Here is a 20,497-nt window from a genome sequence, read left to right as displayed (position 1 = left end):
TCTGCGGGGCCGACGATCCTCCGGCCACCCATCACGGCTCAAGGAAATCCCCAGCCTCCATGACGGACATGCACGCCGGTTCCTACAAGGAAGCGATCCTGTTCCTCGTCACCGCTGGCGTGGTGGTGCCGCTGTTCCATCGCCTGCGCATCTCGCCCGTACTCGGCTTCATCGGCGCCGGCGCGCTTCTGGGTCCGTTCGGTCTCGGCCGCTTCGCCGAAGCGATGCCGTGGCTGTCCGCCGTCACCATCGCCAACCGCGCCGAGATCGCGCATCTGGCCGAGTTCGGCGTGATCTTCCTCATGTTCATGATCGGCGTCGAGCTGTCGTGGGAGCGCCTGCGCACCCTGCGCCGCCTCGTCTTCGGTCTCGGCTCGATCCAGGTGGTGGCGTCCGCGGTGGTGATCGGCGCGATCCTGTTCGCCCTCGGCGTGCCCCTCGCGGCCACGATCATCGTCGGGCTTGCCCTCGCGCTGTCCTCCACCGCCGTGGTGCTGCCGGTGCTGGCCGAGCAGAAGCGCCTCAACACGCCCGCCGGCCGGGCGAGCTTCGCGGTCCTGCTGTTCCAGGATCTCGCCGTCGCCCCCGTGCTCTTCGCCATCGCGGTGCTCGGGCGCAGCGACGGCGCCGATGTCGGGGCCGCGCTGGCCTTCGCCCTCGGTCAGGCGGTGGTGGCCCTCGTGGTCATCGTGGTGGCGGGGCGGCTCGCCCTGCGGCCCCTGTTCCAGCTCGTGGCGCGCACGCGTTCGCCCGAGCTGTTCATGGCGGCCTGCCTCCTCGTCATCATCGGGACGGCCCTGACCGCTGCCGCCGCCGGCCTGTCCATGACGCTCGGCGCCTTCGTGGCCGGCCTGCTGCTCGCCGAGACCGAGTACCGCCGGGCCATCGAGGCCACCATCGATCCGTTCAAGGGCCTGCTGCTGGGCGTGTTCTTCGTCTCCGTCGGCATGAACCTCGATCCGGCCCAGCTGATGTCGGCGCCGGGCGCCATCCTGGGCCTCGCCCTGGGGCTGATCCTGATCAAGGGGGCGATCATCGTCGCGGCCGCCCGGTTCCTCAGGCTGTCGCGCGCCGTCGGCCTCGAGGCGGCGCTCCTGCTCGGCCCGGGCGGCGAATTCGCCTTCGTGCTCATCGGGGGCGCGCTCGCCGGAAACCTCGTGCCCGAGGAGGTCGGGCAGGCCGCCCTCATCGTCACCACCGTGACGATGATCGCGATCCCGGCGCTCGCCGTGCTTGCCCGCCGGCTCGGCAAGCGGATGTCGCGCGGCCCACTCGGGCGGGCGCGGGCCGAGCCGGTGCCGGACAAGCAGCAGAACCGCGTGATCATCGCGGGCTACGGCCGGGTCGGGCGCCTCGTCGGCGAGATGCTGGCCCGCCACAAGATCCCGTACCTGGCCCTCGATGCCGACGCCGCCCGGGTCTCGGAGTACCGCCGCCTCGGCAATCCGGTCTATTTCGGCGATTCGGCCAACGCCGAACTCCTGCGCCGCTGCGACATCGCCAATGCGCGCGCCCTCGTGGTCACCCTCGACAACCCGCGTGCGGTGGAGGCCGTGGTCGAGGCGGCGCGGGCGGAGCGGGCCGACATCACCATCGTGGCCCGCGCCCGCGACGCGCGCCACGCCACCGCCCTCTACGAGATGGGCGTCGACGACGCGGTGCCGGAGACCATCGAGGCGTCCCTGCAACTGTCGGAGGCCGTCCTCGTCGATGTCGGCGTTCCCATGGGCCTGGTCATCGCCTCGATCCACGAGCGACGCGACGAGTATCGCGCCATGCTCAAGCGCAAGGAGACGGAGGTGCGTCCGGCCTTCCGGGCACGCCGCACCGTGGGCAAGGGAACCCTCGGCAACGCGGCGGGCGGGAAAGGAACGGAGACGGCCCGCGAGGCCGGCCTGCCGAAGGAGGCGGCCGACCCCGTGATCAGGAGCGCGTAGGGCGGCGACCCGCCCCACGCCGTCCGGTCGTTCAGCCGTGGCAGGCGCAACCCGAATGTCCGCAGCCGTCATGGGACGCATGGCCGTCGGCGCAGGCTTCGCAACAGAAGGTCTTTCCGTCCCGCTCGATCCCGGTGCCGGTCTTCACCTTGCAGACGCAGTCGGCGCAGGCACAGGGAACCATCTCGGCGGTCGCATCGGCCATGGGAACAATCCTTCGTTCGCTGAGGGGAGTGAGGACAGTTTCGCCAACGGGACGCCCGGCCGCAAGGCGCGCACGGCCACTGTCGCGAAGATAGTCCCCACCGATGGGGCGAAGCGTGCTAGGGAATGGCCAACCCCGCACGACTCCGTGCCCTGGGCAACTCCATGAGGCCCCAGTGGCGAACGCGTTCAAGAGCGGTGCATCCCAGTCGCGCACGACCGACGATTTCAACGAGCGCGCGAAACGCCTCTCGGAGCGGCTCGGCGCCATCGAGAAGCCCGCCCAGATGAAGCGCGGAAACGCGCCCCGGCGTTCGTTCAAGGCCGGACCGCGCCCCGAGGCCGACACCGAGCCGAAGGGCGAGGTTGCCGAGGGTCAGAACGAAGCCGTCGAGACCAACGAATCCGAGACCGAAACCGAAGCCTGAGCGACGCCGGATCGGACACGAAAAAGGGGCCGATGACATCATCGACCCCTTCCTCTCGATGTCCGAGGCACCCCGTTCAGCGGCGCGCCTTGGCTTTGCGGGCGGCGTAACGCGCGTCGCGCGCGGCCTTCTTCTCGACCAGTTCCGCTGCCTTCCGCTCTGCGGCGGCGAGTGCTTCCGCTTCTTCGCGAGCGATCTGCGCCGCGAGTTCGGCCTCTTCGCGGGCCCGCTTCTCTTCCGCGGCCTGGCGTTCGGCGGCGATCCGGGCGGCTTCGCGTTCCCGGGCCCGCTCTTCGCGGGCACGTGCAACGGCGGCTCGGGCCTCGGCCTTCGCAATCATGTCCGGGTCATCCGCCGGGGTGCGGGCCTTGAATTTTTCCAGCAGCATCTGCTTGGCGCTGGCGGAGTTCTTTCGGCGGTCGTCGAAATTCCTGTAGTCGAAGGCGCTCATCTGACCTTTCTCGTGGCATGTCGCGGCCGGACGCACCGCATGGGGTGGGCGACCGTAGGGTGAAACAGAACAGCTGAAAATTCGGGTCGATCGGGGGTGCCAATGCCCCAACGCAGGTGCGGAAGCAACAGAAGCCGCCCGGTGACGAGCGGCTTCCCGTCGGTATGTTGAATCGATGCCTCACCGGGAGGCATCGACGGGAGCCTCAGGCCGCCTGGAGGTTGCCCGCTGATTGCTTGCCGGTGCGACGGTCGCTCTCGATCTCGTAAGAAATCTTCTGCCCCTCGATCAGGTTGCGCATTCCGGCCCGCTCGACGGCGGAGATGTGCACGAACACATCCTTGCTGCCGTCATCCGGCTGGATGAAGCCGTAGCCTTTGGTCTCGTTGAACCATTTCACGGTGCCCGTGCTCATGGCTTATCCTTTCGTCCAGTGAAGTCGTATCTGCCCTTCCCGCACGATGACGCGCGGAACCCGGACCGCAGGTTCGGTGAATTGTGGCGGATCGAGGCAGCATCCCCGCACGGTCCGAAAAGGACCGAAGGAATGCACGAACCCTTTGGGACGGCCTTGGATCGACAGATCGGATGTATGAAGCCTGCGACGCACAGACAAGGCGCGAAGGCTTGTCGGGTTCCCCACCGATCCGGGTTTTCGCCTCCACCGACGGAGGCCTCATGGTCTTCCCGCACGACCGCACAATTGTTCGGGCTGGTCTCGGCCGCATGGCGTGTCGTCGTTTCTCGGCGTTGCGCGCAGAACTTCCAAGGATGACTTCCCGAGGATGGTGGCCATCCACCCCAGAGTTGAGGCCTCCCGTTGCGGTTGCCCCGGTGTGGCATGATGGCTACGCTGGATGGCTTCTGCACGACGACGCGCCGAACGGCGTATCTGCCGGGGAACCACGACGATCGGCGGCACGTCACCGATCGGGCAGGATGCTTCACAGCAGGATGCTTCACGATCGTGCGGAGACGGCCATGTCGCGCCTGTTTAACCGCGCGGAGACGGATCGACACGGTTAGTATGGACCGGCATCGAAGCGGGGGCGGGATGACGGCAGCGAACAGGACCGGTCCGAGACCAGTCCGGGAAACGATCGACATGGCAGGACGAACCGGAAGACGGAACGGGATGTGCCGTTCGTGAGAATCGTCTGGTCCGGTTCGCGTCCCGCCGTTGCGCGCGCGCTGGCGTATGCTGCCTTGCCCGTTCTGCTCGGACTCGCCGGCGGTGGGATCGCGGCGCGGCCGGCGGCCGCGTTCGATCTGTTCGGCCTGTTCGGATCCGAAGAGGAGCTCCCGGTTCCGAGCGCCGGTGCCCTGCCCTACACGGTCAAGTTCCAGGGGATCGACGACGACGACGTTCTGCGGGCACTGCAGGACACCTCGACCCTCTATCGCCTGCGCCAGGACGCACCGCCCGACGGCGAGGGGATGGTGCGCCGGGCCGAGGCCGACCAGCGCCGCCTCGCCGACGTGCTCTCGGGCTACGGCTACTATCAGGGCACGGTGCAGATCCGCATCGATGGGGTCACGCTGACGGGCGAGTCGAGCGTCGCCGCCGCGGCCGGTGCCGCGGAGGGCTCCCGCGCCCGCGCCCTCGTGCCGGTTCGGATCTCCGTCACGGCCGGTCCGCTCTACACCCTGCGCACCGTCGGCGCCCGCGATCCCTCCGGCAGGTCTTTTCCTGAGGAGGTGCTGCCGCCCCGTTTCACCCGTGTGGACAGCGACGTACCGGCGCGTTCCGCGACGGTGCTCGCCCGCGAAGCGAAGATCGTCGATCGCTTCCGGGCGCTGGGTCACCCCTTCGCCAAGGCGGTCTCGCGCGATCCCGTGGTCGACGACACGGCCCACGTCATGGATGTGGGGTTCACCATCGATCCGGGTCCCATCGCGGGCCTCGGGGAGGTCGCGGTGCGGGGCACCACGGGCCTCGATCCGGCGGTGGTGCGCTCGTTCATCTATGCCGAGCCGGGCGATCCCTACTCGCCCAAGGCCATCGCCGACATCCGCCGGTCGGTGGCCAAGGTCGAGGCCCTGGGCTCGATCCGGGTGCGCGAGGGCGAGGCCCTCGATCCCGCCGGCAACCTGCCGATCTTCGTGGACGTGACCGAGCGCGACCACAATCTCATCGGTGTGGCGGCCCGCTACTCCACCGTCGACGGTCCGGGCATCCGTGCCTACTACGCCAACCGCAACCTCTTCGGTGGCGGCGAGACCCTGCGGCTCGACGCCGACGTCTACTACCTCGGCAACGACCTCTACGCGACGCAGCGCAAGCTCGCGGGCATTGATTCCAACGGCCTCGGCGGTCGCCTCTCGGCGACCTTCGTCAAGCCGGCCCTGTGGGGCACCCGCAACGACCTCGTCGCCAACCTGTTCGTCGGCCGCGAGGCGCAGCAATCGTACGTCAGCGACGCGGCCGGCGGCACCGTCGGCATCCGCCACCGCTTCTCCGACGCGTTCTTCGCCCAGGTCGGCATCGACGGGCAGGCCGGCCGCTCGCAGGACGCCCTCGGCAAGGTCGACTACCGCCTCGTCGGCGTGCCGGTCTCGGTGAACTACGATTCCACCGACAACCTCCTCGACCCGACGAAGGGGTTTCGCGTGATCGCGTCGGCGACGCCCTATGCGGGCTTCCTCGGCTCGGACCCGTCGATCTTCGTGGCGAAGGCGCAGGGCTCGACCTACTACGCGCTCGACGACGAGGCCCGCTACATCCTCGCCGGCCGCATCGGTTTCGGCTCGATCTCGGGCGCGAACCTCGACGAGATTCCCGCCAACATCCGGTTCTTCGCCGGCGGCGGCGGCTCCGTGCGCGGCTTCCCCTACCGGACGCTCGGCCCGCGCGGTCCGTTCAACCTGCCGATCGGCGGCCGCAGCCTGTTGGAGGCCTCGTTCGAGGCCCGGATCAAGGTCACCGACACCATCGGCGTGGTGCCGTTCTTCGATGCCGGCACCGCCTTCGCGTCGAGCGTTCCCGACTTCGAGGAGCGCATCCGCTACGCGGCGGGGCTCGGCTTGCGCTACTACACCGGCATCGGCCCGATCCGCGTCGACGTCGCCTTCCCCCTGGACCGCATCAAGGGCAACCGCGAGCGCCCCGTGGCCCTCTACATCAGCCTGGGACAATCGTTCTGATGGGATTTTTCGGGGGAGTCCGCGGCCGTCCGACGGCCCGTTCCGCGCGCGGCGGAAAAGCACCGGTCCGCGCCGTCCTGGTGGTGGTGGCCGTCGTGACTCTTGGTCCCGCGGTTCCGACCCACGCGGACGAAGCCGAAAAATCCGTCCTCGGCGGCCTGCTCTCGAAGGCGCTCTCCACCCCCGGCTCGCAGGTCGCGATCGGTGCCGTCGACGGCGCCCTGTCCTCCGACGCCACCATCCGCGATGTCGTCATCAGCGACGCCAACGGCGCCTGGCTGAAGCTCGACAAGGCGCGCCTGGTCTGGCGGCGCCTCGCCCTGTTCTCGGGCCGCCTCGAGATCGACAGCCTCGAGGTCGGCCGCCTCGAGGTTCTGCGCCGCCCCCTGCCCGCTCCCATCTCGGCCAAGCCGGAGCCGGACGGCTCGCTGCTGCCCGACCTGCCGGTGAAGGTCGAGGTGAAGGCGTTCAAGCTCGCCGAACTCGTGCTCGGCGAGGCGTTGGCCGGCCAGCCGGCGCGCCTCGCCGCCGACGGACGGGCCAAGCTCGGCGCCCCGTCCGAGGGGCTCGATCTCGATTTGAAGGTTCGCCGCCTCGACGCGGCCGGCGATTTCACGGCCCGGTTGCTGTTCGTGCCCAAGGGCGAGACCCTGGAACTCAAGACCACCCTGATCGAGCCGGCGGGCGGTCTGCTCTCGAAGGGCGCCAACCTCCCCGGCCATCCGGCGATCAACCTCGACCTCGACGGGCGCGGGACCCTCGATTCGTGGAACGCCCGCCTCGATTTCGATGCCGGACCGGACCTCGGCGCCAAGGGTACGGCCCGGATCTCGCGCATCGGCACCGACCGGCGCCTCGCCCTGGACCTCGCCTCGCGCATCGAGGGGCTGCTGCCCGGCCCGGCCGCCGCCGTGTTCTCCGGCACGACGAAGCTCGAAGGGGGCCTGCGCTTCTCCGACAGCGGCGCCTTCGGCATCGACCGGCTCGATCTCACCTCGCGCACGGCGCGCCTCGAAGCGCGCGGGTCCCTGACCCCCGACCGCATCGCGGATTTCGTCGTCGCGGCGCGCGCCGTGCCGACGGAGGGGGGCACTACAAAGGCGGGGGATGCCGAACTCGACACCCTCGTGTTCGACGGCAGCCTGAAGGGGCCGATCGCCCGTCCGGCCGTCAACGGCGTGCTGAAGGCCGCCGGCCTGCGCGCCGATGGCAACGCCCTCGACCGGATCGACGCAACCGTCGCCATGGCGCCGACGGGGCCGGATGCCGCGGCGACGCGCTTCGCCCTCAGCGCCGACGCGAAGGTCGAGGGCCTGTCCCTCGCCGACCCGGCCCTGCGCCGCGCCATCGGAGCGCGCGCCGCCCTCGTGTTCCGCGGCACGCTCCAGCCCAGCGGGATCGTCGACGTCGCCCGGTTCGAGATCGACGGGCCGACCGCGCGCGCGACGTATGCGGGCAGTGTCGGCCAGAACACCCTGACGGGGACCGTCGATGCGACGCTCTCCGATCTCGCCGCGTTCTCCGAGGTCGCCGGCCGCTCCCTCGCCGGGAGCCTGACCGCGCAGGCCAAGCTCGGCGGCGACCCCGCCCGCAAGGCCGTGACCGCCGATGTCGATGTCCGGGCCGATCGCCTCGCCCTCTCGGTGCCGGCCCTCGACGGCCTGCTCGGCCGCACCCCACGGTTCACCGGCCGCCTCGCCCAGGTCTACGACGGCTACAGCTTCGACGGCGCACGCCTGGAGGGCGCCGAGATGGTCGCGCGCCTCGACGGCCGCGCCACCGCCCGGATGGCCGACGCCAAGCTCCTGGTCGATCTCAAGGACCTCTCCGTCGTCGATGCCAACCTGTCCGGCCGGGCGCTTCTCGACGGCCGGCTGACCGGCACCCTGGAGAAGCCCGACCTCACCGCGACGGTCACGGGGGACGATTTGCGCGCACAGGGGCGGCCCATCCGCGACCTGCGCCTGGAGGCGACGCTCCGCGACCTCACCGGCGCCCTGGACGGAACCGTGAAGCTGAACGGCGACGTCGCCGGAAAGGCCCTGCGCGGCGACGCCCACCTCGCCCGTCTCCCCCAGGACTGGTCCCTCGACCGCCTCGCCTTCAGCCTCGGCTCCGTTTCCGTCGCTGGGAAGGCCACCGTCGATGCACGCTCCTTTCTCACGGAAGGAAACCTCAGCGTGACGGCGGCGAACCTCGACGACCTCTCGCCCCTGGCCCTTACCGCCCTCGGCGGAAGCCTCGAGGCCGCCGTGAGCCTGTCGCGCATCGGTGGCCGCCAGGATGCCGCGATCCGTGCCAAGGCCGCGTCGCTCCGGGCGGGCACCGTCGGCCTCGCCCGCCTCGATGCCGACCTCACGGGCCGTGACCTTCGCGCCCGCCCCGTCGTCGACGGCCGGGTCGACGCCGACCGGGTGGTGGTCTCCGGCGAGACCCTCGACACCGTGCGCCTCGCGGCCGTCGGAACTCCGAGCGCCAGCGATATCACCTTGACGGCGAAGGCGCGCGGCTTCGACCTCGACGGCGCCGCGCGCCTCGTCCCCGCCGATCGGACCCGGATCGAACTCGCCCGCTTCTCGGCCACGCGCGGCGGCGACCGTCTCGCCCTCGCCGGGCCCGCAACCATCACCCTCGCGAACGGCGGCGCGCTCATCGACAACCTCGTGATCGCCGCCGGGTCGGGTCGGGTCAGCCTGTCGGGCCAGGCCGGATCGCGCCTGGACCTCAAGCTCGGCCTCCGCGCCGTACCGCTCGCCATGGCGCGCATCGCAGCCCCGAGCCTCGCCCTCACCGGCACCCTCGACGGCGAAGCGGATCTCCGGGGCACGTCGCAGCGGCCGGAGGGACACTACGCCCTGACCCTGTCCCGCCTCGTGACGCCCGAGACCCGCAAGGCCGGCCTGCCTCCCATCGACGCCAAGGCGAGCGGGACCCTCTCGGACGGGCGCGCCGGCATCGAGGGGCGCGTCTCGGCCGGGCGCGGCGCCGAGATGACCGTCTCGGGGTCTGTCCCGGTGGCGGCCGGCGAGGCCATCGCGCTGAAGCTCCGCGGCACCCTGGAGGCCGCCCTCGCCAATTCGATGCTCAGCGTCGGCGGTCAGCGCGTCACGGGTCGCGTCGCCCTCGATGCCGGGGTGTCCGGCACCCTCGCGGCCCCCCGCGCGGACGGCACCGCGACGCTCACGGGCGGGTCCTTCACCGACCCGCTCCAGGGCATCCGGCTCACCAACATCGAGGGCCGCGTCACCGGACGCGGCGACACCCTGGTGGTCGAGCGCCTGACCGCCCTGACCCGCAACGGCGGCACGTTGCGGGCCGATGGACGCGTCGCCCTCCAGCCTGCGGCGGGCTTTCCCGTCAGCCTGCGCCTCAATGCCGAACGGGCCGAACTTGTCTCCAGCCCGCTGATGACGGCGGTGGCGAGCCTCAACCTCGCCCTCACCGGTCCCCTCGCCAGGACCCCGAAGGTGTCCGGCCGCGTCGATCTCGTCTCCGTCGATGTCACGGTGCCGGATCGCCTGCCCGCGAGCGTGAAGCCCTTGGAGGGGGTACGCCACGTCAACACCCCGCCGGACGTCCGCGCCCGCCTCGCCGCCCGGGCCGACCGCAAGGCCGCCGTCGCTGCGGCCGGACGCCGGCGGGGCAAGGCCGCCCCCCCCTTCGACGCCACCCTCGATGTGGCGGTGAACGCGCCCAACCGCATCTTCGTGCGGGGACGCGGCATCGACGCCGAGCTCGGCGGGGCGTTGCGCCTCACCGGATCCTCCCGCGACCCCGTCGCGACGGGCGATTTCGAGATGCGGCGCGGCCGTCTCAGCGTCGTCGGCCAGCGCCTCGATTTCACCCGGGGACGCCTGACCTTCGGCGGCGAGATCGCGCAGCCGGATCTGGATTTCCTGGCCGAGACCAAGGCCGCCGAGATCACCGCCCGCATTGCCGTGACGGGCCCCGCGAGTCAGCCGGTCTTCGCCATCACTTCGGACCCGACCCTGCCGCAGGACGAGGTGCTGTCGCGCCTGCTGTTCAAGAAGGCGTCCGGCGGCCTGTCGCCGTTCCAGGCCCTGCAACTCGCCCAGGCCGTGGCCCAGTTCTCGGGGGGCGCCGGCGGCGTCGATGTGTTCGAGCAGGCCCGCAAGGGGCTCGGCCTCGACAGCCTGGACATCTCGACGGGGGCGAGCGGCGGGCCGGCCGTCGGTGCCTCTCGCTATCTCAGCGACCGGCTCAGCGTCGGCGTGAAGGCCGGTGCCAAGCCGGCCGACACGGCGGCCACCGTCGATTACGACGTGACGCGCCGCATCAAGATCCAGGGCGAGGCCGGCAGCGACGGCCGTACCGCCGTCGGCGTTGGGGCCGAGTGGGAGTACTGACCGGCGGAGTCGCTCGCCGGCGCTAGCGCATCAGCCAGAGCGATTGTCCGAACCCGCTCAAGGGCGCGTGGAAATGCGTCACCAGCACGATGGCCCAGAGCAGCCCGAGCACGCTGGTCAGGCTGAGGAGGATCACCTCGCCGTACTCGTGGGCGCCGGGCCGGACGCCGTTCGTCGTCGGAGCTTTTGCATCGTGCCGGGTGCGCGCCATTCGGTATCCTCATCGTTGCCCCGTCACCGTCCGAAGCGGTGACGTTCGGATACCGCCGCAAGGGCCGCGCCATCACACCGGCTCATCCCTACGTCGAGGGCAGGTGAGATCAGCCCTGCCTGCACCCCTTCTCGCACCGGAGTCGCGCCGTGCCCGCTCGATCCCTCCTGTTCTACCCGGACCCACGCCTGCGCCTGCCCGCCGAACCGGTCCGCGTCTTCGACGATTCCCTGCGCAGTGCCGCCGCCGATCTGTTCGAAGCTCTGAAGGCCGTGTCGGCGCTCGGTCTCACGCTGCCCCATCTCGGACGCGCGCAACGGGTGATGGTGGTTCGACTGGAGCCCGGTGATCCCGCGACCACCTACGTGAATCCCGAGATCGTCTGGACTTCGCCCGAGCGCGCGCCGCAGATGGAGGGCAGCGTCTCGATGCCGGGCGTCACCGATCTGGTCGATCGCGCGACCCAGGTCCGCCTTCGCTACCGGGACCTCGACGGAGCCGAGCAGGAGGAGAGCGCGGCCGGGTTCCGCGCCGCCTGCCTCCAGCACGAGGTCGACCAGCTCGACGGCATCTTCTGGATCGACCGTCTGTCGCGCCTGCGCCGGGAGCGCGCGGTGAAGCGCTTCGGCAAGCTTCGGCGGCCCTGATCCCGATGTTCCGCCCGCGCCGCGCCCATGATACGCCGTTGGCCATGCGGTTCGCCCTTTCGATGCTCCTGCTGTGCTCGGCCGCCGTTGCGGCTCCCGCCCCCGTCGCGGCCCCCGCGGCGCCGGCCGTCATCGGCTGCGCCTCGCTCGCGAATTTGCGCATTCTGTTGCGGCAGACCGCCAACGATCCGGCGAAGGCGGCCGCCCATCTCTCCGACGACAAGGCCGATCACCTCGGGTGCGCGATCCTCGGGCGCGAGACCGTGGTGGCCCTCGCGGATCATGCCGCCCTCAACGGACACGCCTACGACTGCGTCACGGTGCGCGGAACGAGCGTGTGCCAATGGACCATCGCCGGGTCCGTCGCACCGGCCGAGCCGACGCGTCCGGGCCGCCGGACCCAATCCGAGACCGGCAAGGCCGCATCCGGCAAGACCACGATGGACAAGACCACGATGGACAAGACCGCGACGGACAAGGGAACACAGGACAAGGCACCGCGATGAGACGAATCCTCGGAGCCATGGGCGGCCTGATGCTGGTTCTCGCGGGAAGCGCACGGGCCGCGCCCGAGCCCGCACAGCCGGTCGTCGCCTGCGAGACCCTGGTCGGGCTCCGTCTGTTGATGGGCGATGGCGGCACCGACCATGCGGCGACCGTCACGCGCCTCCCCCGGCATTCCGGCTGCCGCCTCGTCGCGCGCGACAAAGTGGGGGCGGCCGAGCAGAGGGCGATGATCGGTGGGGCGCCGTTCGAATGCCTGACACTTTCGGACGCGGGTCGATGCGCCTGGGTGATGCCCTGATCCTGCGGTGTCAGTGATCCGCACTCGGTTGCGGCCAAGGTTCTGCTACGCTCGTTCCGAACGACGGGGGACCCTCACAATGATCAGGATCGGCGGGCGTGTTGCAGGGATCGTGATGGCTGCGGCCATTCTCGGCGGATTTGCCGGATCGGGGCATCCAGCCCTCGCCCAGGGGGCGTCCACGCCGATCCAGAGCCCGCAGGATGCGGCGTGTCGCAACGAGGCCCGGGCGAAGGTGTTCGTGACGCCGGACCCGAAGGGACTCGGTCTCTACGCCATCGGCCGCCAGATCTACATGTCGTGCATGCGGCGCCTGCAACCCGCCGCCACGCGGCGCGTGCGTGATCGCAGACGCTAGGAGTGGACTGTATCCGGGACGGCTCGGCCGCGCCGCAGAATGGCGCGGACCCGGATCGAATCGATCAGGCGCTCAAGGGGGCACCGATGCGGGCGCGGAGCTGATGACGCAGATTCTGGTTCGCCGTCGCGTCGGCGTCGAGGGCGGACATCAGACGCAGGAGGCGGCTGATGGGCGTCGAACGATCCTCGACCGCCGCAGCGATGAGGTCCTGCAGCGGCGTTTGCTCGCAGGGAAATTGGGTGGTCTCGCTCGAAAGGGCCGACTGGAGCATGGGTCCACGAATCCGTCGCTGTGATCAGGCTAATCCCGCGCGGCTCGCTACGCCATGATGCGGTGCGGCGCCACCCCCTTTTTGCCGCCTATCCATAGCCGGCATGGAATTTCGGGCGCGCACACCCGTACACGCGTGAAATCCGTGGATATCCATGTGTGGGAAAGCACGCGAACCCCGTCCGCCCGCCTCACCGCGCCAGGGGCGATTCGGCGTAGCGATCGCAGAGGTTCTGCGGATCGGATGCGACGGCGATGCAGCCCGACGCACGTAGCTCGGCCTCGGAGACACCACCGCACAGGACGCCGATGGTGGGCAGGCCGGCCTTTGCGGCGGCCTGAACATCGTAGGCCGTGTCGCCCACCACCATGCTCTGCCAGGCGTTCAGGGGAGCGAGCTTGGCGAGCGCCGACGCAAAGATGTCCGGAAACGGCTTCGAGCGTTCGGCGTCGTCGGAGGTGGTGGTTACGGAAACGAGATCGGCAATCCCGAGCAGATCCTTGTAATGCGCCACCTCGTCCGCCTTTCCCGACGACGCCAGCGCGATGGTCTGACCTTCGGCCCTGATCCGCTCGAACAATGGGCGGACGCCCGGAAACGGCCGGACCTTGTCGAGGAACGCGCGCTTGAACAGGTCGGACCGATAGGCCTCCATGGCTTCGCCCTCGCGCTTCACCCGGTTCCGATCGACGAACATCGGGAGAAGCTGATCGCCGCCCTTGCCGATCTGGGCTCGGACCTTCGCGTGCTCCGTCTCGATGCCGAAATGGGCGAAAGCCTCGACCCAGGCCTGGGCGTGGAGATCGACGCTATCGAGAAGCGTCCCGTCGATATCGAAGATCACCGCCTTGACCGCCGACGCCATCTATTCTGCCCTCAAACGATCGGCAGGGCGCGCATCCGAGCGGGACGCGCCGGCCGAGCCGTCGATGCAGCCGAACGGCTGGCGTGGGCCGACGTTCCGTCGCGACGCGAAGATCGACCGTTTCAGCGCGGGACGATGTGCAGGCCGTCATCCGGCAGGAGGTTGCGGGCCGGCCCCCCGGTCTGCTGGCCACGGCCCTGCTGATAGTAGGGCAGCTCGGGACGACGGTCGTTGTCGCTGCCCGAGTCGTATTCGTAGGGCCGGCTCCACGGCGCGCGACCGCCGACGCCCGCCACGGTTTCGACCTCGCCGGGGATCGGGGCGGTGCCGTAGCCATACGGCGTCGCCTGCGCCGCCACCGGGACGACGATCGCCGCGGCGACGAGGGTGGACAGCAGAGCCTTCATGATCGACCTCGCATGCCGGGCCGTGGCCTGGAGCCCGGCCAAGGATTGTTCGAGGGCTCAACGCCACGCTTGATCCCGGTGTTCCCGAGTCGGTGAAACGGCGAAGCCCGCCACCCTGGTCGGGCAGCGGGCTTCGAGGATGTCGGGAATGGGGGCCGGTTCTCGGCACGGGCCGATGCCGACATGAAGACGCGTCGTTAGTGCATGACCACGCTGGTTTCGGCGCTGAACGCCTTGGAGCGGGCCGCCGCCACCTTGGACGTGGTGGTCTTCGGGGCGGTGGTCTTCGGGGCGGTGGTCTTCGGCGCGGCGGTCCGAGCGGCCGCGACCTTGGCGGAGGCCGTCTTCGTCGCTGCCGTCTTGGTGGAAGCCGGTTTGGTCGAAGCGGTCTCCTTGCCGGGTGCCTTGGCGACCTTGGCGGCGGGGGCCTTCGCCGGCTTTGCCGTCTCGACTGCCTTGGCGGCGGCGCTGCGGGTGCCGGTCTTGGGCTTCAGGGCGCGGGCGGGGCTCGGAGCGAGGCTGATCTCGGCGGCAACCGGACGAACCTGGACGGGCCTGTCGGCGACGAGTTCACGCTCCGCCCGGAGCCAATGATCGGTGGCGTGGCCGTAAACCCGGCCCTCGCCCTCCCAGATGAAGTAGGCGCGCTCGCGCACCTGCTGCTCGAAAGGATGCATCGCGTTCTCCTCGTGGATTCGACGAGAACGATGAAAGGGCACGGTTAACGCCGGGTTAACCGTGCGGCGCGCCTCACCCCTTGGCCAAGCGCCGGGCATTGGCCCGGACCTTCCGCCGATACCCGGCCATCACCTTGGCCGTCGAACCACCGCGAGCCAGCAGCAGCGCCGCCTCGTTCGCGGCCGTGATCTTCTCGCTGACCATGCGATGCGCTTCCACCTGAGCGGAATTCCCACCCGCAGCGAGCTTGGCCAGCCGAAGGCCGATCACCTGCTGGGATTCCATCGCCAGCAGGGTCGCGTCGAGACCGAGTTTCCACCAAGCGCCGAACATGCCACCCACCCCAGTCAAGTCTTCGGCGGCGAGAGCCGCTCCGGGTTTCAGTCGAACGAACGGCCCTTCGCGGCGGAGCCGCCGAGGCTGATCTTCTTCGGGGGCGATCCGGCGAGGCTGATCTTGCGGGCGGGCGCGGGGGCGGCCTCCGTTGGGACGGCCGGACGCGCCGGCTTCATGCGTGACTGGCCGTAGACCACGGAGCCGATCTCGCCGGCGACGCGCACGAGATCCTCACGCTCGCAGGCCCGGGCCACGGTCAGGCCGAGCTGGTGCATGTGGCTCTTGCCGTAGAGGTAGACGGCGAGCTTGGAGCGTGTCGGTTCGGCGATTGTGGCGAGCAGTTCGGGCAGATCGTCGGCGTCGGCCCGATAGACCTCGCCGAGAAGGTCGAGGGAGACCGGGCAGGCCGGATCCGCGACGGGACCGCTGGTGGGATGGGATTGCGTCATGGAGCACCTGTCTGTGCGAAGGGGGAAGACGTGGCCGGGGCCGCCGCGACGGGAGCCGGGGTTGCCTCGACGGGGGTCGGAGAAGGTGGTGCGGCGGGCGGGCGAACCGGGGCGAGGCAGCCGGTGCAGACCGACGCGATGGCGATACGGGCGCGCTGATCGGCCCGCGCCCATACCGCCTCGTTGCGGGCCCGGGCCTGTCGGACCTCCTCGTCCGTCATCGGTCCCGATCCCGCGCCGAGATGGCGCGGCGCCTCGCCGGGCGGTCGGATCCGGAGAAGCAGCGGCGCCTGCTCCCGGGCGTCGAGCGCTTCCTGCGCGGCCGCAGGCGGGATCGCCGCGACGAGACCGATGCTTCCGGTCGCCAGGAGGGTGAAGCGGGCGAGGATCGAACGGCGCATCGGCTCCCCGTCGGCGGCTGTGAGGGCGGACGATCGCCACCCTATGGTTAACAAGGACCTACCGCGACGCGCTGGGTGGTGACGCAGCGGCAACCCGCCCGATCGACTGCACTGCAGCATGGTCTTAACGTTGCGGCATGGACACCACAATCTGGCTCTGGATGGCTGCGGCCGTTACCTATTCCGGTTACATGGTCTTTGCCATGCGGTCATGACCGCATCGGGACCGGCCCGCCTCAGGTCCGGTCGTCCTTGTCGATGGCCGCGCAGATCGTCACCAGATCGCTGCCGGAATTCGCGACCGAGCACGTGACCAGGGCCCTGCCCGCGTCGACCTTGCTGTGTCGCTTGGTTTCCGCACTGGTCCGCGCCGTGCGCCCGGCCTCCGCGAGGGTGTCGGCGGGAAGGCCGTTGACCGCCTGCCCGGCCCGTCCGAACAGCGGGAAGTAGCCCGTCGGCAGGGTCGCCCCCTTGAATTGGGCACCTACGGCCGAGAGGTCGCCACAGGCCAGGGTCAGGCCGATGCCCTCCCCCGCCGAGAATTCCGCGAAATCGACGGTGCGCCGGACGAGGGTCGCCTGCGTCGCCGCCGTCACGCGATCGATGAGATCGCCGCAGCGATCCGCCCGCGCCGGTGTCGCAAGGGCGAGGGATAGGCCGAGGAGCATCAGGGAGGTGCGCATGGCTTCTCAGCTAGGGGAAGGCCGGCACTTGTCGAGCGGGCTCACGCGAGGGATGCCCGCCGGCGGCGCACCACCGTTCGACGGAACACACCCACCACCTCGACGTGGCTCGAATACTTGAACTGGTCCACGGGCGTCACGCTCTCCAGCCGGTAGCCGCCCGCCACCAGGGTGGCGGCATCGCGCGCGAAGGTTCCGGCATCGCAGGCGACGCCTACCACCAGGGGGACCTTGCTTTCGGCGATGCGCGCCGCCTGCGCCTGGGCGCCGGCCCGGGGCGGATCGAACACCACGGCGTCGTAGAGGTCGAGCTCGATCGGCAGGAGGGGGCGCCGGAACAGGTCGCGCCGCTCCGTCGTCACCCGGCGCAGGGACGGCGTCGCGCGCACGGCCCGGTCGAGGCTCGCCAGCGCCGCGGCTTCACCCTCGACGGCATGGACATCGCAGCGTTTGGCCAGCGCGAGGCTGAACGGTCCGCTGCCGGCGAAGAGATCGACGACGCGCTTCGTCTTCTTGTCGAGGGCGGCGAGCACCAGGGCCGTGAGGGCCGACTCGCCGGCCTGCGTCGCCTGGAGGAAGCCGCCCGGCGGCGGGCTGAGGCGAATGCCGTCGGTCTCGATCACGGGTAGGCGGCGCTCGACGAGGATCTCGCCGTGCAGGGAAAGGCGCGCGAGGTCGAGGTCGTCCGCGAGGCGCACGAGGACGGCCCTTACCCCTTCGGCCACGGGGCCGTGGCCCCGGATGTCGACGTCGAGCCCGGCATCGGTCGAGGTGAAGGCGACATCGAGGGGTTTTCGCCCGTGCCCGAGGGGCGCGCTGAGGGCTGTCGCCACCGTGGGGGCCCGGTGGAGCGCTTCCACGGTGATCGGGCAATGGTCGATGGCCACGAGGTCGTGGCTGCGAGCCGCCATCAGGCCCGCCCTGGCCCCCGCCTCCCCGGCCCGGACATGCAGCGTCAGGCGTCGGCGGCCCTCGCCGTGGGCGTCCTGCAGCGCCGCCGGATCGGCATCGAGGCCGGCCTGCGACAGGGCCTGGCCGACGAGGGCCCGCTTCCAGGCAGCGTAAGGCTCATGCGCCCAATGCTGGACGGCGCAGCCGCCGCAGGTTCCGAAATACGGGCAGAACGGGTCGATCCGGTCCGGCGAGGCGGTCTCGACGGAGACGAGTTGGCCGCGACCGCCTTCGCGCCGGATGGCGACGCGCTCGCCCGGCAGGGCGTAGGCGACGGCCGCGCCGTCGGTCGCCATCCCGTCGCCACGCGCACCGAGTTTGGCGATGGTAACGATGTCGGGGGAATCGGTCATGGAACTGCTTTCCGGCGCGCTCCGATGAGGAACTCGCGATTGCCGTCGCCGCCGGTGACGGGCGACGGGATCAGGTCGAGGCCGGTGAAGCCCGCGCCCGCGATGAAGGTGTGGATCTCGGCGCAGACCGCTTCGTGCACGGCCGCGTCGCGGACGATGCCGCCGCGTCCGATCCGGTCTCGGCCCGCCTCGAATTGCGGTTTGACCAGGGCGGCCAGGGCCGCCCCCTCCCCCATGAGGGCCGCGATGGGTGGCACCACCAGTCTGAGGGAGATGAAGCTCACGTCGATGGCGACGAACATCGGGGCCACCGGGATCGTCGTCCGGTCGAGGGCACGCGCGTCGTGCCCCTCCAGGCTCGTGACCCGGGGATGCGTGCGCAGCGAGGCATGCAACTGATCGTGCCCGACATCGACGGCGTAGACATGGGCGGCCCCGCGCCCGAGGAGCGCATCGGTGAAGCCGCCCGTCGAGGCGCCGATATCGAGGCAGGTCAGGCCGGCGGGATCGAACCCGAAGGCGTCGAGGGCCGCCACGAGCTTGAGCCCGCCGCGGGAGACGAAGGGATGCGGGGCCTGCGCCTCGATCCGCGCGCCCGGCGCGATCAGGTCGGAAGGCCGCGCCACCACCCGGCCATCGGCCCGCACCAGACCGGCCGCGATGGCGCCCTGCGCCCGCGCCCGGCTCTCGAAATGGCCACGCTCGACCAGGAGGCGATCGGCCCTGATCCGGTCCCGCGTCATTCCCAAACTCAAAACTTCGGCGCCCGGCTGCCCGCAGGCCGGCGCGAATTCCCCTCCGCTACACTACAAAGTGGCGCGCGCGAACGAAAAATCGTGCGTGTTCGGCTCGCGTCGACGGCGCCGCCTGTCGCATACAGGAACCCCGAGGCCCGCTCTGCCCCGGGGGAACGGATGCCGGGCGACGGCTTTGAGATCGCGCAAGTCGGCCGTTCCCTCAGCCCCGACCGCGACAACAGGACGAACCATGGCCACGCCGCGCGAGATCGAGTTGAAGCTGGAATGCGGGGTCGCCGACCTCGCCGCGCTCGCGAACCACCCCCTGTTGCGGGCGGACGGGACGCCGGAGGCGGTGGTTCTCAGCTCGACCTACTTCGACACGGCAAAGGGCGACCTGCGCAAGGGCGGACTGACCCTTCGCGTGCGCCGCGAGGGCGACCGCCGCATCCAGACCGTCAAAGCCGCTTCCGCGAGCGTGGGCCTGTTCGACCGGGCGGAATGGGAGGCCGAGATCTTCGGGGAGGTGCCGGACGCCGAGGCGTTCGCCGAGACGCCCGTCCCGGCCCTCCTGGGCGACGCGGCCGATCCCTCCCTCGTGCCGGTCTTCACCAGCGTGGTGGATCGTACGACCCGTCTCGTGGTCCACGGCGCCTCGCTCATCTCCGTGACCCTCGATCAGGGGCGCATCGAGACGGCCGAGGGCGCCGTACCGCTCTGCGAAGTCGAACTCGAACTCGACGAGGGCAGCCCTGGCGACCTGTTCGGCCTCGCCCAGGCCTTGGCCGAGACCATTCCTCTGCGCCTCGGTGCCCTGAGCAAGAGCGCTCGTGGCTGGCGCCTCATCGACGGGACGTTGCGCAAGTCCAGCAAGGCCAGTCCCGTCCGCCTCGAACCCGACGCCACGGCCGGCGGGGCATTCCGGGCCGTCGCCCAGGCCTGCCTGCATCACCTGCGCCTGAACGAGGACGTGTTCCTGCACGGACGCCACCCGGAGGGTTTGCACCAGATCCGCGTGGCGCTCCGGCGTCTGCGATCGGCCCTGACCCTGTTCAAGCCGATCCTGACGAGCGATCCCGCCGCCGCGCACCTGCGGGACGAGATCAAGCGCGTGACGGAGCCGTTCGGCCGGGCTCGCAACCTCGATGTCTTCCTGGAAACGACCTTGCCGGCGGAACTCCAGAAGCGCCCCGAAGAGGCCGGCCTCCAGGATCTGCGCACCCGCCTCGAAGCCGAGCGCGATCGAGCGCACGATGCCGTGATCGCCACCCTCGAATCGCCGGCCTGGCGCAGCCTGATCCTCGATGTCGCCGCCTGGATCGAGACGGGGGCGTGGCGAACGCAAGGACCCGCGGAGGGTGGGACACCCGCCCGCGATGCCCCGGCGGAGGATTTCGCCGCCGACATCCTCGACCGGATCCGCCGCCGCATCCGCAAGCGCGGCCGCCGCCTCGAACGTCTCGACCCTGAGGCGCGCCATCGGGTGCGCATCGAGGGTAAGAAGTTGCGCTACGGCGCCGAGTTCTTCGCCAGCCTGTACACGGACAAGAAAGCCCACAAGCGCCACAAGGCCTTCGTTTCGGCGGTGTCGGATCTCCAGGACCATCTCGGGGCCCTGAACGACATGGCGACCGCCCACGAGGTGTTGTCGAGCCTCGCCACCGCGGGTGACGGGGTCCCGGCCGAGACGCTGTTCGCCGCCGGCCTCACGGCGGGGGACAACGAGGCCGAGACCAAAGCCCTGCTCGCCAAGGCGGCGGACGCCCATGCCGATCTCGTCGATCTCAAGCCGTTCTGGCGCTGAAGGGCTC

At 70.4% G+C, this 20,497-nt stretch carries 23 protein-coding genes; 9 read left to right on the top strand and 14 right to left on the bottom strand.

The window, feature by feature from the left end; translation table 11 throughout:
• Nucleotides 1–59: 59 nt before the first annotated feature.
• Complete coding sequence (locus ASF52_RS17730; protein ID WP_056174731.1) at nucleotides 60–1,937, top strand: cation:proton antiporter domain-containing protein; 1,878 nt, start codon at nucleotides 60–62, stop codon at nucleotides 1,935–1,937.
• Between the two features lie 31 nt (nucleotides 1,938–1,968).
• Here the strand turns inward: ASF52_RS17730 and ASF52_RS17725 are convergent, their stop codons facing one another.
• On the bottom strand, nucleotides 1,969–2,142 hold the full coding sequence (locus tag ASF52_RS17725; RefSeq protein ID WP_056094491.1) for a metallothionein: 174 nt from the start codon (nucleotides 2,140–2,142) through the stop codon (nucleotides 1,969–1,971).
• A gap of 175 nt (nucleotides 2,143–2,317) precedes the next feature.
• Here ASF52_RS17725 and ASF52_RS17720 point away from each other — a divergent pair, with 175 nt between their 5' ends.
• On the top strand, nucleotides 2,318–2,569 hold the full coding sequence (locus ASF52_RS17720) for a hypothetical protein (RefSeq protein ID WP_056174729.1): 252 nt from the start codon (nucleotides 2,318–2,320) through the stop codon (nucleotides 2,567–2,569).
• Between the two features lie 76 nt (nucleotides 2,570–2,645).
• On the opposite strand, the gene ASF52_RS17715 is transcribed toward ASF52_RS17720, so the two are convergent.
• Nucleotides 2,646–3,020, bottom strand: coding sequence for a DUF6481 family protein (locus tag ASF52_RS17715; protein ID WP_056174727.1), 375 nt, complete (start codon nucleotides 3,018–3,020; stop codon nucleotides 2,646–2,648).
• Nucleotides 3,021–3,225: 205 nt separating this feature from the next.
• Nucleotides 3,226–3,435, bottom strand: coding sequence for a cold-shock protein (locus ASF52_RS17710; RefSeq protein ID WP_056174725.1), 210 nt, complete (start codon nucleotides 3,433–3,435; stop codon nucleotides 3,226–3,228).
• 791 nt (nucleotides 3,436–4,226) lie between these two features.
• On the opposite strand from ASF52_RS17710, the gene ASF52_RS17705 reads away from it, so the two are divergent.
• Both ASF52_RS17705 and ASF52_RS17700 read left to right on the top strand, forming a co-directional pair.
• Nucleotides 4,227–6,164, top strand: coding sequence for an autotransporter assembly complex protein TamA (locus tag ASF52_RS17705; RefSeq protein WP_244473854.1), 1,938 nt, complete (start codon nucleotides 4,227–4,229; stop codon nucleotides 6,162–6,164).
• On the top strand, nucleotides 6,164–10,531 hold the full coding sequence (locus tag ASF52_RS17700; protein WP_056174723.1) for a translocation/assembly module TamB domain-containing protein: 4,368 nt from the start codon (nucleotides 6,164–6,166) through the stop codon (nucleotides 10,529–10,531). Before ASF52_RS17705 ends, ASF52_RS17700 begins: the two co-directional genes overlap by 1 nt.
• Nucleotides 10,532–10,553: 22 nt before the next feature.
• Here the strand turns inward: ASF52_RS17700 and ASF52_RS17695 are convergent, their stop codons facing one another.
• Nucleotides 10,554–10,742 carry a hypothetical protein gene (locus ASF52_RS17695; protein WP_056174721.1) on the bottom strand — a complete coding sequence of 63 codons (189 nt, stop codon included), beginning with the start codon at nucleotides 10,740–10,742 and terminating at the stop codon, nucleotides 10,554–10,556.
• A gap of 149 nt (nucleotides 10,743–10,891) precedes the next feature.
• Between ASF52_RS17695 and ASF52_RS17690 the strand changes: the two genes are divergently transcribed.
• From ASF52_RS17690 to ASF52_RS17675, 4 genes are all read left to right on the top strand, one after another.
• A complete protein-coding gene (locus tag ASF52_RS17690) occupies nucleotides 10,892–11,389 on the top strand; it encodes a peptide deformylase (protein ID WP_056174719.1) in 498 nt (165 codons plus the stop codon).
• Nucleotides 11,390–11,433: 44 nt separating this feature from the next.
• Nucleotides 11,434–11,895, top strand: coding sequence for a hypothetical protein (locus ASF52_RS23015; RefSeq protein ID WP_200918686.1), 462 nt, complete (start codon nucleotides 11,434–11,436; stop codon nucleotides 11,893–11,895).
• Entirely contained in the window at nucleotides 11,892–12,194 is a 303-nt protein-coding gene (locus ASF52_RS17680; protein ID WP_056174717.1) for a hypothetical protein, read from the top strand. The genes ASF52_RS23015 and ASF52_RS17680 overlap by 4 nt, the downstream gene beginning before the upstream one ends.
• Nucleotides 12,195–12,309: 115 nt before the next feature.
• A complete protein-coding gene (locus tag ASF52_RS17675; RefSeq protein WP_056174715.1) occupies nucleotides 12,310–12,552 on the top strand; it encodes a hypothetical protein in 243 nt (80 codons plus the stop codon).
• 64 nt (nucleotides 12,553–12,616) lie between these two features.
• On the opposite strand, the gene ASF52_RS17670 is transcribed toward ASF52_RS17675, so the two are convergent.
• From ASF52_RS17670 to ASF52_RS17625, 10 genes are all read right to left on the bottom strand, one after another.
• Nucleotides 12,617–12,826, bottom strand: coding sequence for a hypothetical protein (locus tag ASF52_RS17670; RefSeq protein ID WP_056174713.1), 210 nt, complete (start codon nucleotides 12,824–12,826; stop codon nucleotides 12,617–12,619).
• A 190-nt stretch (nucleotides 12,827–13,016) separates the two neighbouring features.
• Complete coding sequence (locus ASF52_RS17665) at nucleotides 13,017–13,691, bottom strand: HAD family hydrolase (protein ID WP_056174711.1); 675 nt, start codon at nucleotides 13,689–13,691, stop codon at nucleotides 13,017–13,019.
• A 122-nt stretch (nucleotides 13,692–13,813) separates the two neighbouring features.
• On the bottom strand, nucleotides 13,814–14,098 hold the full coding sequence (locus ASF52_RS17660) for a hypothetical protein (protein WP_056175060.1): 285 nt from the start codon (nucleotides 14,096–14,098) through the stop codon (nucleotides 13,814–13,816).
• Nucleotides 14,099–14,295: 197 nt separating this feature from the next.
• On the bottom strand, nucleotides 14,296–14,775 hold the full coding sequence (locus ASF52_RS17655) for a DUF2934 domain-containing protein (protein ID WP_056174709.1): 480 nt from the start codon (nucleotides 14,773–14,775) through the stop codon (nucleotides 14,296–14,298).
• A 73-nt stretch (nucleotides 14,776–14,848) separates the two neighbouring features.
• Nucleotides 14,849–15,109: a hypothetical protein gene (locus tag ASF52_RS17650; RefSeq protein WP_056174707.1), complete on the bottom strand. Its 261-nt coding sequence runs from the start codon at nucleotides 15,107–15,109 to the stop codon at nucleotides 14,849–14,851.
• 47 nt (nucleotides 15,110–15,156) lie between these two features.
• Complete coding sequence (locus ASF52_RS17645; RefSeq protein ID WP_056174705.1) at nucleotides 15,157–15,561, bottom strand: hypothetical protein; 405 nt, start codon at nucleotides 15,559–15,561, stop codon at nucleotides 15,157–15,159.
• Nucleotides 15,558–15,962: a hypothetical protein gene (locus tag ASF52_RS17640; RefSeq protein WP_056174703.1), complete on the bottom strand. Its 405-nt coding sequence runs from the start codon at nucleotides 15,960–15,962 to the stop codon at nucleotides 15,558–15,560. Before ASF52_RS17640 ends, ASF52_RS17645 begins: the two co-directional genes overlap by 4 nt.
• 236 nt (nucleotides 15,963–16,198) lie before the next feature.
• The gene (locus ASF52_RS17635) at nucleotides 16,199–16,645 is read right to left on the bottom strand and encodes a hypothetical protein (RefSeq protein WP_056174701.1); all 447 of its coding nucleotides are present in this window, start codon (nucleotides 16,643–16,645) and stop codon (nucleotides 16,199–16,201) included.
• Nucleotides 16,646–16,686: 41 nt separating this feature from the next.
• Entirely contained in the window at nucleotides 16,687–17,949 is a 1,263-nt protein-coding gene (locus tag ASF52_RS17630; RefSeq protein ID WP_056174699.1) for a class I SAM-dependent RNA methyltransferase, read from the bottom strand.
• Nucleotides 17,946–18,692: a TlyA family RNA methyltransferase gene (locus tag ASF52_RS17625; RefSeq protein ID WP_056174697.1), complete on the bottom strand. Its 747-nt coding sequence runs from the start codon at nucleotides 18,690–18,692 to the stop codon at nucleotides 17,946–17,948. Before ASF52_RS17625 ends, ASF52_RS17630 begins: the two co-directional genes overlap by 4 nt.
• A 244-nt stretch (nucleotides 18,693–18,936) precedes the next feature.
• Between ASF52_RS17625 and ASF52_RS17620 the strand changes: the two genes are divergently transcribed.
• Nucleotides 18,937–20,490, top strand: coding sequence for a CYTH and CHAD domain-containing protein (locus ASF52_RS17620; protein ID WP_056174695.1), 1,554 nt, complete (start codon nucleotides 18,937–18,939; stop codon nucleotides 20,488–20,490).
• The last annotated feature ends 7 nt before the right edge of the window (nucleotides 20,491–20,497 follow it).

This window comes from Methylobacterium sp. Leaf112 (genome assembly GCF_001423295.1).
Taxonomy (GTDB): domain Bacteria; phylum Pseudomonadota; class Alphaproteobacteria; order Rhizobiales; family Beijerinckiaceae; genus Methylobacterium.
The sequence above is the reverse complement of the archived record's forward strand: the minus strand, read 5'-3'. Positions and strand labels throughout refer to the sequence as shown.